This is a genomic window from Oleiagrimonas sp., from assembly GCF_027858935.1.
In the GTDB taxonomy this organism is placed as follows: domain Bacteria; phylum Pseudomonadota; class Gammaproteobacteria; order Xanthomonadales; family Rhodanobacteraceae; genus Oleiagrimonas.
Genome location: NZ_JAQIBU010000217.1, coordinates 1 through 13,182, shown reverse-complemented (window position 1 = coordinate 13,182; position 13,182 = coordinate 1). Strand labels below are relative to the sequence as shown.

The 13,182-nt window shown below is 62.8% G+C and carries 10 protein-coding genes and 1 pseudogene; 8 read left to right on the top strand and 3 right to left on the bottom strand.

All coding sequences use genetic code 11. The features are described from left to right. Positions 1-138: 138 nt before the first annotated feature. Both PF446_RS08155 and PF446_RS08150 read left to right on the top strand, forming a co-directional pair. Positions 139-1,743 (top strand): peptide chain release factor 3, encoded by a 1,605-nt coding sequence (locus PF446_RS08155; RefSeq protein WP_298070925.1) that lies wholly within the window; start codon positions 139-141, stop codon positions 1,741-1,743. Positions 1,744-1,815: 72 nt separating this feature from the next. Next, the gene (locus PF446_RS08150) at positions 1,816-2,739 is read left to right on the top strand and encodes a type II CAAX endopeptidase family protein (RefSeq protein ID WP_298070924.1); all 924 of its coding nucleotides are present in this window, start codon (positions 1,816-1,818) and stop codon (positions 2,737-2,739) included. Positions 2,740-3,027: 288 nt separating this feature from the next. Here the strand turns inward: PF446_RS08150 and PF446_RS08145 are convergent, their stop codons facing one another. Both PF446_RS08145 and PF446_RS08140 read right to left on the bottom strand, forming a co-directional pair. Continuing rightward, positions 3,028-5,514, bottom strand: coding sequence for an acyl-CoA dehydrogenase (locus PF446_RS08145; RefSeq protein ID WP_298070922.1), 2,487 nt, complete (start codon positions 5,512-5,514; stop codon positions 3,028-3,030). A gap of 63 nt (positions 5,515-5,577) precedes the next feature. Next, on the bottom strand, positions 5,578-6,516 hold the full coding sequence (locus tag PF446_RS08140) for an alpha/beta hydrolase (RefSeq protein WP_343224667.1): 939 nt from the start codon (positions 6,514-6,516) through the stop codon (positions 5,578-5,580). A gap of 130 nt (positions 6,517-6,646) precedes the next feature. On the opposite strand from PF446_RS08140, the gene PF446_RS08135 reads away from it, so the two are divergent. From PF446_RS08135 to PF446_RS08115, 5 genes are all read left to right on the top strand, one after another. Then, positions 6,647-7,222 (top strand): TetR/AcrR family transcriptional regulator, encoded by a 576-nt coding sequence (locus PF446_RS08135; RefSeq protein WP_298070919.1) that lies wholly within the window; start codon positions 6,647-6,649, stop codon positions 7,220-7,222. 152 nt (positions 7,223-7,374) lie between these two features. After that, on the top strand, positions 7,375-9,141 hold the full coding sequence (locus PF446_RS08130) for a phosphoenolpyruvate carboxykinase (GTP) (RefSeq protein ID WP_298070917.1): 1,767 nt from the start codon (positions 7,375-7,377) through the stop codon (positions 9,139-9,141). Between the two features lie 160 nt (positions 9,142-9,301). Further along, positions 9,302-9,862 (top strand): sigma-70 family RNA polymerase sigma factor, encoded by a 561-nt coding sequence (locus PF446_RS08125; RefSeq protein ID WP_298070927.1) that lies wholly within the window; start codon positions 9,302-9,304, stop codon positions 9,860-9,862. After that, positions 9,859-10,275, top strand: coding sequence for a hypothetical protein (locus PF446_RS08120; RefSeq protein WP_298070915.1), 417 nt, complete (start codon positions 9,859-9,861; stop codon positions 10,273-10,275). The genes PF446_RS08125 and PF446_RS08120 overlap by 4 nt, the downstream gene beginning before the upstream one ends. Before the next feature lie 47 nt (positions 10,276-10,322). Next, positions 10,323-11,228: a DUF4097 family beta strand repeat-containing protein gene (locus PF446_RS08115; protein ID WP_298070914.1), complete on the top strand. Its 906-nt coding sequence runs from the start codon at positions 10,323-10,325 to the stop codon at positions 11,226-11,228. Positions 11,229-11,274: 46 nt separating this feature from the next. Here the strand turns inward: PF446_RS08115 and PF446_RS08110 are convergent, their stop codons facing one another. Beyond that, positions 11,275-12,228 carry a hypothetical protein gene (locus PF446_RS08110; protein WP_298070912.1) on the bottom strand — a complete coding sequence of 318 codons (954 nt, stop codon included), beginning with the start codon at positions 12,226-12,228 and terminating at the stop codon, positions 11,275-11,277. Positions 12,229-12,568: 340 nt separating this feature from the next. Here PF446_RS08110 and PF446_RS08105 point away from each other — a divergent pair. Then, a pseudogene (locus PF446_RS08105) lies at positions 12,569-13,182 on the top strand (bifunctional diguanylate cyclase/phosphodiesterase); the annotation flags it as partial.

The window sequence follows — 13,182 nt, the reverse complement described above, 5'->3', positions numbered from 1 at the left end:
CCGGCATCGCCTCGCATTACCGCTGGTTGCGGGCGATGAGCCTGCAGCCTGCTCTTTCGGCGCCCATGTTCCCGCTGGCCGGACAACACGGGGTCTGAGCGCGTTATCATTGGCGGTTTGACCCCGCAGCGCCCATCCATGTCAATGCATCCATCCGAAACCACGCGCCGACGAACCTTTGCGATCGTCAGCCATCCTGACGCGGGAAAGACCACGCTGACCGAAAAGCTGCTGCTGTTCGGCGGTGCGATCCAGTTGGCCGGCTCGGTAAAAAGCCGCAAGGCCGCGCGCCACGCCACCTCGGACTGGATGGCCCTGGAGAAGGAACGTGGGATCTCGGTGACGTCCTCGGTGATGCAGTTCCCCTACGGCGGCAAGATCGTCAACCTTCTCGACACCCCGGGCCATGCCGACTTCTCCGAGGACACCTACCGCGTGTTGACTGCGGTGGACTCGGCGCTGATGGTGATCGACTGCGCCAAGGGCGTCGAGGCACGCACCATCAAGCTGATGGAGGTCTGCCGGCTGCGCACCACGCCGATCATGACCTTCATCAACAAGCTCGACCGCGAAGGCCGCCCGCCACTGGAACTGTTCGACGAGGTCGAATCGGTGCTGGGCATCCAGTGCGCGCCCATCACCTGGCCGATCGGCATGGGCAAACGGCTGAAGGGTGTTTACCACCTGGTTCGCGACGAGGTGTACCTGTACGAGGCGGGCAAGAACTACGAGCGCCAGGAAGCCACCGTGCTCAAGGGACTGGACCATCCGGAGCTTGAAAAACGCATCGGCGCGGAAACGCTGCGTGAACTGCGCGACGAACTCGAACTGGTGACCGGGGCGGTCGAACCCTTCGAACGTGCCGCCTACCTGGCCGGTCGGCAGACGCCGGTGTTCTTTGGATCGGCGGTGAACAATTTCGGTGTCCAGCTGCTGCTGGATTTCTTCGTCGAGCACGCCCCACCCCCGCAACCACGCGAAACCGCAACCCGGATAGTAGCGTCCGACGAGGACAAGCTGTCCGGGTTCGTGTTCAAGATCCAGGCCAACATGGACCCGGCCCATCGCGACCGCGTGGCCTTCATGCGCGTGTGCTCGGGCACCTACACGGCCGGCATGAAGATGCTGCAGACGCGTACCGGAAAGGACGTGCGCATCGCCAATGCACTGACCTTCATGGCCTCGGATCGCGAGATCGTCGACACCGCCTACCCGGGCGACGTGATCGGCCTGCACAACCACGGCACCATCTCCATCGGCGACACGTTCACCGAGGGCGAGTCGCTGCAATTCACCGGCATCCCCAACTTCGCGCCCGAACTGTTTCGGCGCGCACGCCTGCGCGATCCATTGAAGATGAAGGCCCTGCACAAGGGCCTGGCGCAGCTGTCCGAGGAAGGCGCCACGCAGTTCTTCCGGCCGCTGATGTCCAACGACCTGATTCTGGGCGCAGTCGGCGTGCTGCAGTTCGACGTGGTGGCCTATCGACTGAAGGACGAATATGGTGTCGAGGCCGTGTTCGACAACGTCACCGTGAACACCACGCGCTGGATCAAGTGCGACGACGAGAAGATGCTCGAACAGTTCCGCGAAAAGAACGCGAGCAACCTCGCGCTCGACGCTTCCGGAGCGTTGGTCTACCTGGCACCGACACGCGTCAACTTGCAGCTGACCCAGGAACGCTGGCCGGACGTCACGTTCGCCGCCACGCGTGAGCACGCCAGCGCCAAAGTGCAACCCTGAGAGCCTAAGCCATTCGTCAGTTGCCGTCGCGAAAGCCCAGGTGCTAGGATTTTTCAACTCAAGGGGCTGCGCATGAATTCCTGGGAACTGGCTTACACCACGCCTGCCAGCGCATCCGGCTGGACGCGTTGGCTGATCTTCTCGCCGGGCGCACGCCTGATTCTTTTCGTACTGCTTTTCGTGGCATCCAGCTTCGGCGTCGGCATGCTCCTGCATCTGCTGGGATGGATGGGCAAGGGCGTCGATGTCGGACGGGACCTCGGCGGACTGGTGCAATTGCTGATCCGCGCCGTCCCTGCGGTGGTGGCTTATCTGCTGCTGGTATTCGCCATCGAACGCCGCTCCCCGGCCGAGCTTTCATGGCGCACGCTGGTCCCGCATGCACTGGCCGGCCTGGCTCTTGGTGTGGTTTTGTTAAGCGTGGTGATGGGGGTACTGGCACTCGCTGGCAGTTTTCATGTGCTCGGAACCGGCGGCGATGTGCATTGGCTGGCCGCGATACTGTCGGTCGGCCTGGGCGCAGGCATCAGCGAGGAAATATTTTTTCGAGGAGCCCTGTTCCGCATCGTTGAAGAGGGCCTTGGCACCTGGATCGCACTGCTGGTGTCTGCCCTGGCCTTCGGCGCAATCCACCTGGGGAATGCCAACGCCACGTTGTGGAGCGGCCTGGCCATCGCCATCGAAGCCGGCATCCTGTTCGGTCTGGTCTATCACGTGACCCGCTCGCTGTGGCTGTGCATGGGTCTGCACGCAGCCTGGAACATGATGGAAGGCCCGGTGTTCGGCACCTCGGTCTCCGGACTCACGCCGCATGGCTGGTTGAAGTCCTCGCTGACAGGACCGGACTGGCTGAGCGGTGGTCCCTTCGGGCCGGAAGCTTCGCTGGTGACCGTAGCCTGTTGCCTGCTGTTGTCACTGGTATTCGTGGTCATCGCGATACGACGCAACAGCATCGTGCCACCGGGCTGGATGCGGCGGGACGGCGGGCGGCCCTGAAGCCCGACCCGGTTTTCCGGGCCTGGCTTGTCTTCTCTGCACGCACAGGCATCGTGCATCGGGCTCACGGCAGGTTGGTACCGAACGGCCCCCTGATCGAAAAGGAATTGCCGCTGTTTTCCTTTGTGATCCCACCCGCGAAATCGCGGCGGGACTGGTTTCATGTCTCGGCCATGCCGCCTGCTGCGGATCATGCATCATGGTTTTATTGCCTGACCCCCCACTCTACCCTCCCATGGGTCCATGGGAGGGCATTTCGCTTGCGTGGTCGGCAGGCTCCGTGTGATTTCAGGCAGCGCGTTTACCTGTCTTGGCGGAAGGGTTGACCTCCTTGCCCTCGCGCACCTTGGCCGCCACCAGTTCGGACGGGTCGAAGTCGTCCACGTTGATGAATTCCGCAGTGGCCTCGTGGAGTTTTTCCAGTTGCTCGCGTTCGACGGCAGTGATCGCACCAAGTTTCTGCGCCTCGAGCAACTGCTCGGCATATTCGTGCGCCTTTATATTTCCGCTCTTGAGCTCCTTGAGGAATTTGCGCTCCACCGGCTCGGCAGCGATCACGTCAGCCAGCAACGCGTTCATGCGGCCCACCGGATTGTTGGCCGAAGGCGTCATGTACGACCATTGCAGCAACCGGGTACGCGCCTCGTTGGGGCACATCAGAAGCGCCGCAACGCGATGACCCAGACGGTCGGACGGCGGCACTTCGCGAAGGCCCAGGGGGAACACCAGAGCGCGCATCAACCACGCCACCGGGCGCATCGGGAAGTTGCGGATCACGCCGTCCAGAGCCACCTGCATGTTCCACATGCATTCATGGAAAGCCCACGCAAGCAGCGGGCGGTCGGCTTCAGGCTGGCCGCTGTCCTGGTAGAACTTGAGCATGGCGCTGGCGATGTACAGGTTGCTGAGTACGTCACCCAGGCGCGCGGAAAGCTTTTCCTTGAACTTCAATCGACCGCCGAGCACGCCCATGGCGATGTCCGCACACAACCCCAGCGCCGCCGAATAGCGGTTGAGCTTGCGATAGAAACGCCTGGTGTACGCATCGCCCGGCACCTTGCCGATCCTCGCATGCGTCAGGCCCAGCACCAGGCTGCGCATGGCATTGGAGAAGCCGAAGCCGATATGCCCGAACACCGCCTTGTCGAACGTGCGTAGTCGGTCTCCGTAATCGTCCAGGTTCAGCGCATGCATCTCCTTGAGCACATACGGATGGCAACGGATCGCACCCTGGCCGAAGATCATGAAGCTGCGCGTCATGATGTTGGCGCCTTCCACGGTGATGCTGATCGGCGCGCCCTGCCAACTGCGGCCCAGATAGTTGGACGGGCCGAGGATAATGCCCTTGCCACCGTGTACGTCCATGGCGTCACTGACCACGCTGCGGCCGTATTCGGTGGCGTGGTACTTGGCGATGGCCGAGGGCACCGCGGGCTTCTCGCCGCGATCCACGGCTGCAGCCGTGGCACGCGACAGCGCCACCGTGGCATAGGTACGGCCACCGATGCGCGCCATGGCCTCTTCCACGCCCTCGAAGCGTCCGATGGACAGGCCGAACTGCTTGCGGATACGGGCATAGGCGCCGGTCGCCGCACTGGCCATGCGCACGAAACCGGTAGCATTGGACGGCAACGAGATTGCCCGGCCGACCGACAGGCACTCGACCAGCATGCGCCAGCCCTGCCCGGCCATGTGAGGACCACCAATCAATGTGGTCAGCGGCACGAAAATATCCTTGCCGCGAACCGGACCGTTCTGGAACGGGATGTTCAACGGCAGGTGCCGACGCCCGATCTCGAGACCCTCCGTTTCGCGCGGCAACAATGCCAGAGTGATGCCCAGATCCTCGATATCGCCCAGCAACTGGTCCGGGTCATACATGCGGAAGGCCAGACCGACCACGGTGGCCACGGGGGCCAGTGTGATGTAGCGCTTGTCGAAGGTCAGACGCAGACCCAGCACTTCCTCCCCCTCGTACTCGCCCTTGCAGACGATGCCGTAGTCCGGCAGCGAAGTGGCATCCGAGCCTGCCTGGGGGCCGGTAAGCGCGAAGCATGGTACCTCGCGACCATCCGCAAGCCGCGGCAGGAAATGGTTCTTCTGCTCGTCGCTGCCGTAGTGCAGCAGCAGTTCAGCCGGACCCAGTGAATTGGGGACCGCGATGGTCGAAGCCGCGGTCGCGGAGATGCTGGCCACCTTCTGCAGCACCGCCGAATGCGCAAGCGCCGAGAATTCCAGACCGCCGTACTGCTTCGGGATGATCATGCCGAAGAATTTGTTCTGCTTGATGAAATCCCATACCTGGGGCGGCAGGTCTGCCAGTTCGTGGGTGACTTGCCACTCATCCAGCATGCCGCACAGTTCTTCGACCGGACCATCCATGAACGCCTGCTCGTCGGCACTGAGCGCGGGCATGGGCTGACGGGTCAGCTTTGTCCAGTCCGGCTTGCCCGAGAACAATTCGCCTTCAAACCCGACGGTGCCGGCTTCCAGAGCGGTCTGCTCGGTATCGGAAAGTTTCGGGATGACCTTTGAAAACACTTTCAGCATCGGCGCGCTGAGATAACGACGGCGGACGCCGTCCAGGTTCAGCGGAACTGCGATCAGTGCAAATACGACCATCACGATGGTGGTCGTCACGGGCGCGCCGGCAAGCAGGCCCAGCACGATAACGAAAGCCGCCGTCAGTATCGTCCACAAGCGCAGGCCCACGCGCAGATAGGCGCAGACAGCGGAAACAATCAGGGCGACCAGAATGGGAATCAGGGCAGACATCTAGGAATCACCTGTATCGAAGGATGCGCGCTCCGTGAAGCGGCAGGGGTACATTGCCGTGGATCAGCTTTCTGCTCCACGGTTGATGGGCTCCGCATCCGCTCGTGCGGTGCGGCCGGAGGGTTCGGCACTGGCATCAAGGGCACCCACGAAGGTGCGGATTGCGCGAGTGAATGCCTCATTGGCATCACCCGCCAGCATGTGCGTGGCGTACGCCAGTTCGATGTGCTCGGCGTGCGGAACCATGTCGAGAAACTCAACAATGGTGTCCTGCGAAACCACGTCGCTGCGGCCCCCGGACAGCAGCAGAACCGGAACCTTGATCTTGTGCGCCGCCTCGATCAAGCGAGGCTGGTAGCGCTGCCCCTCCTCGGCGATGGCTTTCAGCATACGCGGATCCCAGTGCCAGAGGAGCCGGCCGTTTTCGCCCCGCCGGAGCAAAGGTTCAAGTTGACTGCGGCCCTTGCGCCCCCGGCGTTGCGGCAGATAGGCGGCAATCGCCTCGGAGGCGGCCTCGTAGCTTGCAAAACCCTGCGGCCATGCGCGCATGAAATCCAGGATGCGCTGCACACCCGAGGTTTCCCAGCGCGGCGTGATATCCACCAGCACCAGGGCTCGGAATGGCGGCGAAGCATGCTCGCCGGCCACCGCAAGTCCCAACAGACCGCCCATCGAGGCTCCCACCAAAATGGGAGGCTGCGGCTGTGCCTTGGCCACCGCGTGCAGATCGCCGAAGAACTGCTCGATGTGGTAGCCGTCCGGGGAACGCTCGCTCTGACCATGGCCGCGCGCGTCGAAGCTGACACAACGCAGACCATCCGCAGCCAGCGTCTCGGCAGCGTTCGTCCATGCATGCCGGGTCTGGCCGAAACCGTGCGCGAACAGCACCGTTGGCTGGCCATCCGGATTGCGCACATCGCCGGCCAGCGCGATCCCTTCGGCACCACTGAGGGTGATGAAGGAGGCGTCTTTGTGCTGGTCGGGGACGGTTACCATACGCATGAGTATGTAAGGGCGAATCCTTGCCTGTCAATGCATCGGCGTATGGTTTGCCTGCATAAGCGGTGTTGACGGCCGTGGTTCAGTGCAAAGCCTCGATTGCATCCGGGCCCGGAGCGGCTAGCATGGACTCATGAATGCCCGACAAAAGACCGAACGTGCTCGCCTTTCCACCCAGGACTGGGAACACGGTGCCCTGGAGCTGATCGCCGAACAGGGCGTCGGCGCATTGGCCGTGGAGGCCCTGGCGCGTCGCCTGGGCGTTACCAAGGGCAGCTTCTACTGGCACTTCCGCAATCGCGAGGCCCTGCTCCACGCCGCACTGGAACGCTGGGAGGAACACGACGAAGCCGAGGTTCTGGCCCAGATCGAGCCCATTCGCGACCCTCGCGAGCGCCTGCGCGAGCTGTTCCACCGGGTCGCGCGTGAAGTGCAGTCCCACCGCATCTATGCTGCCCTGCTGAAAGCGCTGGACCATCCGGTGGTACTGCCGCTGATGACACGTGTCTCGCAGCGACGCATGGCCTTTCTCACCGAAGCCTACCTGCAAACCAGCATGCCCCGTCAGGAGGCGCTGAATCGGGCCCGGCTCGCCTATGCAGCCTTTGTCGGCTTCCTGCAGTTGAACCTGGCCCTGGGCATGCCGCGACTCAGTCACGAGGAATTCGATGCCTATGTCGAGCACGTGGCGTCGACGCTGATTCCCTGACACTGCCGATTCGGCGCTACGCTGCGCGCAGCATGTCAGGGTAGACCGATCCACTCTGCTTGACCCCTCGCCGGTTGCAATACGGCCCCTGTCGAATTACCGTTCGGCCTTTCCGCGGTCCGCCGTGACCGCCAAAATCAGGCGGTACTTTCATGACGAGCACACTGGATTCGCTGAATGACTGGGTCGAACAAACGGCCCGCCTGACCCGACCTGACAGGGTGCACTGGTGTGACGGTTCGGAAGCCGAATACCACGCCCTGGTCAATCAGATGCTGGAAAACGGCGACCTGATCGAGCTCAATCAGGACACCCATCCCGGCTGTTACCTGCACCGCTCGGACCCGAAGGACGTGGCCCGGGTGGAGCAACTGACCCTGGTCTGCCACCCGAATCGCGAGGACGCCGGTCCCAACAACCACTGGATGGACCCGGCCGAGGCGCACGCCAAAATCGACGCCCTTTTCGAGGGCTGCATGGCCGGGCGAACTCTCTATGTGGTGCCCTACTGCATGGGCCCGATCGGCTCGCCCATCGCACGCTGCGGTGTCGAGATCACCGACAGTCCCTACGTGGTCGCGAACATGCGCATCATGACGCGCATGGGCAAGGCCGCACAGGAACGCATCGAACGCGAAGGAAGCTTTGTCAAAGGTCTGCATTCGACCGGCGAACTTGACCCTGAGCGTCGCTGGATCATGCACTTCCCGGAACAGCTGACGATCAAGTCCTACGGCTCCGGCTACGGTGGCAATGCACTGCTGGGCAAGAAATGCCACGCGCTGCGCATCGCCAGCCATCAGGCGCACAGCGAGGGCTGGCTGGCCGAACACATGCTGATCGTCGGCATCCAGAACCCACAGGGCGAAATCCACTACATCGCCGCCGCATTCCCGTCAGCCTGCGGCAAGACCAACCTGTCGATGTTGATCCCGCCAGAGCCCTATGCCACCAATGGCTGGAAGATCTGGACGGTCGGCGACGACATCTGTTGGATGACCCCCGGTGAAGACGGACAACTGTGGGCCATCAACCCCGAAGCCGGGTTCTTCGGAGTCGCCCCGGGGACCAGCAGGAAGACCAATCCCAACGCGCTGGCGATGCTCGGTCGCGATGCCATCTTCACCAACGTTGCCGTGACCGCCGACATGCAGCCGTGGTGGGAAGGCCTTGGCGAAGGTACCCCGGCGAAGGATTGGCAGGGACGCGACGCAAACAGCGGCAATGGTCCCGCCGCCCATCCCAATTCGCGATTCACGGTCTCGGCCAGCCAGTGCCCGAGCTGGTCACCGGAAACCGAGGCCGCCCACGGCGTGCCGATCTCGGCGATCGTCTTTGGTGGTCGGCGACAGTCGCTGGTACCTCTGGTTTTCGAGGCCCGCGACTGGACCCACGGCGTGCTGCTTGGCGCTTCGATGGCCTCGGAAACCACCGCTGCGGCCACCGACAAGGTCGGCGTCGTGCGCCGCGACCCGATGGCGATGAAACCCTTCTGCGGCTACAACTTCGGGGACTACTTCGCCCACTGGCTTTCCTTCGACAAGGACGACAGCCAGTTGCCTAAGGTGTTTCACGTCAACTGGTTCCGCAAGGGCGACGATGGATCCTTCCTGTGGCCCGGCTTCGGCGAGAACATGCGGGTGCTCGAATGGATGCTCAAGCGCATCAGCGGCCAGGCGCAGGGCGTACAAACGCCGATCGGCATCATCCCGGCCGATGGTGAGCTCGACCTTGCCGGCCTGGACCTGGATCAACACACCCTGCAGGCCCTGTTCGCGATCGATCCCGCAGCCTGGAAGCAGGAGCTGGAGGACATCGGTGAATACCTGGACAGCTACGGCACGCGCATGCCCGAAAAGCTCAAGGCCGAGCAGCAGCGCGTAACCCGGGCACTGGACGAGGGGAACCCGCAATCATAGGTGTGTAACCGTCACCTCCTGACGCCGCACCAGCCACGCAATCCGGCACCGATCACATCCGGATGGCCCATGCAAAAACCGTTTGGCTGCAAACCTTTTGCCACCGGACGGCATCAAAGCTGGCACCATGAATGCCCGCTGCCTCGTGTCCAGACCGATGATGCCGCCAGCCTCCGTAGCTGCCGCCGTAGTCGAAATGCCTGATGCCGAACTGGTGCGCGCCGCCGTGGCCGGCGATACCGCCGCTTTCGAAACGCTCTACCGGCGCCACGTCGCGCGGGTGCATGGCGCGGTGTTGCGACTGGCAGGATACGACCATGGTCGTGCCGAGGAGCTTGTCCAGGAAGCCTTTGTCACGGCCTGGCGAAAACTTGCCAGTTTCCGTCACCACAGCGCCTTCGGCACATGGATGTACCGTCTGGCCGTGAACACTGCGCTGATGGCCTTGCGTGCGCATGCATCGGACCCGGTGACCGACCTGGACACCGACGCGCTGCAGGAACCGGCACAGACCCCATTCTGCCCGGCCGAAAGCCGGGAACTCGAACAGGCCATCGCCACCTTGCCCCCCCGTGCGCGCGCCGTCCTCGTACTGCATGACGTGGAAGGCTGGCGCCACGACGATATCGCCGCCGAACTGGATATCGCCACAGGCACCTCCAAGGCACAGCTGCATCGAGCACGCGCGCTGATGCGCCGCGCTCTGGGAGAAACCACATGAACACCTTCGACCAACGTCGCCAGCTCCGCGCACTCAAGCGCGATATCGAACCCCGCCGTGACTTGTGGCCGGATATTACATCGCAGCTGCAGCCCCACACCGCGACCACGTCATCCCGTCGTCTGCCTTGGGCATCGGTCGCCGCCGTGGCCCTGATCAGCCTGCTGATCGGCACGATGGCCCTGCGCCTGCCGATCACCTCTTCAATGGATGGCGGGGTTGCTCTGCAGACAAGCCACTGGAAACCCTCCGACCCGCGCCTGACCGGCGCCGCGATCGAATTCGACGCCGCCGAGAGTGAAATTCGCCTGGCCATGCAACAGGCGCCGGATGCCGGCTTCCTGCATCGCATCCAGCAACGCACCCACGCCCAGCAAGTGCGCCTTGAACGCTATCCCCGAAGCGCGCCTTGATCGTGCGCCCCGCACCGCCTACCCATCCCTCACGAGGAGTGATGATCATGAAATACATCAAACTGCTTCCCCTGGTCCTGTTCCTGGCTGCAAGCCCGGCTTTAGCTTCCGGTACGCCGATTGACCAGACCCGTGACGTTGGCGCCCATGACCAGATCCACATCAACAATGTCAAGGGTGCCGTGCATGTGACCGCCTGGGACCAGAACAAGGTCCACATCACCGGAAGCCTGGGCACGGGGGCCCTGCCGCTCGAGATCACCAGGGACGGCGACACGCTGAACATCACCGTCAAGGGGCCCGGACACAAGGGATGGTTCAGCTGGCACAGCGACAACGACATGGGTCCGACCGTGCTCGATGTGCAGATTCCCAGGACCGCTGGCCTGGACATTGACGTGGTCAGTGCGGATGCCGACGCCAAGGGTCTGGACGGTGGCAACATCAAGATCAACAGCGTCAGTGGCCACGTGCGTCTGGACGCAAGCAGCCCGAAAGTGGAGATCAACACGGTGAGCGGGCAGGTGATGCTGTCCGGTGTCATGCGCACAGCCGATATCCAGACCGTCAGCGGAGATATACTGGCTCCCTCGGTGGGCGACAGCGGTCAATTCCAGACAGTTTCCGGTGATGTCCGTGTCGAGGGCGGTCCCTACGGCAGGGTCTCCATGAACACCGTATCCGGGGATATCGACCTGTCCGGCGCACTGCAACCGGATGGACGCATCGACATCGACTCGGTCAGCGGCGACGTGCACCTGACCTTGCCGGCCGACCTTTCCGCGAAGCTCAAGGCATCCACGTTCAGCGGTTCGCTGCATTCCGCATTCGGCAAAGTGACCGAAAAGAACCATGGCACTGGATCATCGATCGACAGTGTTTCGGGCGAGGGCAAGGGACACATCCACGTCGAGACCTTCAGCGGCGACGTCCGGATAGGCAAGGCCGATTGATATGCTCGCAGGCATCGCCAGGGAAGGCGATATCGACGCTGCTGCGCTACAGATCCTGGTGGTACTGCACGTAGGGAATACGCGACTGATCAGGCTCGGGACCGCCCACCGGGGTGGGCGCCTGACCCGATGACCACAGGTTCTGCGCACCAAACCGCAGCTCGCCCTGCCACGGCAGGCGCCAAGTGACACCCAGGTCGATGGTAGTCCAGTGGCGCTCGGGGCCCAGCACCTGGGTATCCGGATTCCCGGCGATCGGCTGCAGCATGCGGCCGGTGATGTGGCCGCTCAGTGCCCCGCTGTCCATACCCAGACTCAAGGACTGCTGGCCCAGGGAATGGACACCCAGCAGGTTACCCGGCAGCAGACGGATGCGGCCGACGCTGGCGCCCAGATCAATGCCGGTTTCGCTGCCCAGGGACAGACGACCGCGCGCCGACAGATTGCGGCTGCTGTCCAGTGCCCACAACGGAACCCCATTGAAGGTCGATGCATCGGGCACCACACGTGGCAGAAGCAGGCTGTTGCCCTGCGGATGGGTGCTGTCCAGACTCAGATCCAGACGATAGTGGCTGGCGTTCCAGCTGGCACCCACCTCGCTGTTCAACAGGCGGGCGGAGTCCAGGGTATTGGCATCCGGACAACCGACACCCGCGCTCGGCGTGCATGCAGCGGCTGCTTTCGGCACCAGCCAGCTATGCCGGGAGAGACCTGCAAATGCAGACACGTGCGGTCCGATGTCATAGCGCAAGCCCGAGGTAAAACCCTGGCTGACGTCCACCACGCGAAAATCGAGGGCACCCCGGCTGTTTGCGGTATCGGAATCCCGGGTAGCGACCAGCGCAAGCATCCGTCCCTGCGCATCACGCCACAGCGGCACCAGCAGGTTTCCGTGGCCCTTGGCCGGCTGCAAACTGCTGTAGGTGGCCACATGCTCGGCGGCACTGGCCTGATTGGCGCGAACAGCTCCCAGCGTCTGCCCTGCCGCTACAAGCGGCATCAGCAGGATCAAGCTGGCAAGCACTCTGCGCACACGCGCCCCCACTACTGGTCGTTGGCTGTTCGCATTGGACACCGATGGAAAGTCACCGGTTCCCAATCTTATTCACGGACACCAGTATACGCCTCTTTACCTTTTGCTAACAGTTGATCTGGTTCGCACTGTCCAGCACGTCGGACGCATATGACGAATAATGTGACACAGCGCACATTTTTGGGCTTCACGACAGCCGGCGCAGGCGCGGTATACACTTATCCGGGGCCACTTCTGCCACTTTGATACCATGACCTTTGCTGCCAAAAAAAGCGCGGCCACACCGGTCCTGTCCGTGACAGAGGCCATGCACAAGGCTATCCAGCGCATTTTCCAGAGCAAGGATGCGCAGGCCGTGGCCGATGTCATGGCCTCGGAACTGCGGGCGGAGGGATACCGGGTGTACTGGCACGCGCAGGATCAGGCCGCCGAAGCTGCTCCCGCAGGTTCACGACGCATGGCCCTGGGCACCGATCCGCTGGAACATCGTGTCCTGGAGGCATGGGTTCCTGAAGATCTCGATGCACTCCAGCAAGATCGTTTGCAGCTATTGCAGCTGGTCGTGGATATCCGGATGCGTCAACAAGGCGAGCTGGCGTACCTTTTCAACTCTGTCTCGCAACTGGGTCAGGCCGAACGTCTGCAACGCGCGCTGTATGCGATCGCGGACCAGGCGAGCACCGTCCATGACATGGACCAGACCTTGCGCGCCCTGCACGCCATATTGGGCACGCTGATGTATGCGGAAAACTTCTACATCGCGCTGTATGACAACCGGCGCGATGCCATCCGCTTCGCCTATTACGTCGATATCAACGACACCGAAACGCCACCGCCAAACGAATTCGTGCCGATGCAGAGTATTTGCAACAGCGTGACGTGGCATCTGATCCGCGAAGGACGGCCCCTGTACGGCAATAT

Coding starts and splice junctions, on each gene's coding strand:
- PF446_RS08120 (WP_298070915.1), top strand. CDS start 9,859: ATGAACACCTTCGACCAACGTCGCCAGCTCCGCGCACTCAAGCGCGAT.
- PF446_RS08130 (WP_298070917.1), top strand. CDS start 7,375: ATGACGAGCACACTGGATTCGCTGAATGACTGGGTCGAACAAACGGCC.
- PF446_RS08140 (WP_343224667.1), bottom strand. CDS start 6,516: ATGCGTATGGTAACCGTCCCCGACCAGCACAAAGACGCCTCCTTCATC.
- PF446_RS08135 (WP_298070919.1), top strand. CDS start 6,647: ATGAATGCCCGACAAAAGACCGAACGTGCTCGCCTTTCCACCCAGGAC.
- PF446_RS08155 (WP_298070925.1), top strand. CDS start 139: ATGTCAATGCATCCATCCGAAACCACGCGCCGACGAACCTTTGCGATC.
- PF446_RS08150 (WP_298070924.1), top strand. CDS start 1,816: ATGAATTCCTGGGAACTGGCTTACACCACGCCTGCCAGCGCATCCGGC.
- PF446_RS08145 (WP_298070922.1), bottom strand. CDS start 5,514: ATGTCTGCCCTGATTCCCATTCTGGTCGCCCTGATTGTTTCCGCTGTC.
- PF446_RS08125 (WP_298070927.1), top strand. CDS start 9,302: ATGCCGCCAGCCTCCGTAGCTGCCGCCGTAGTCGAAATGCCTGATGCC.
- PF446_RS08115 (WP_298070914.1), top strand. CDS start 10,323: ATGAAATACATCAAACTGCTTCCCCTGGTCCTGTTCCTGGCTGCAAGC.
- PF446_RS08110 (WP_298070912.1), bottom strand. CDS start 12,228: ATGCCGCTTGTAGCGGCAGGGCAGACGCTGGGAGCTGTTCGCGCCAAT.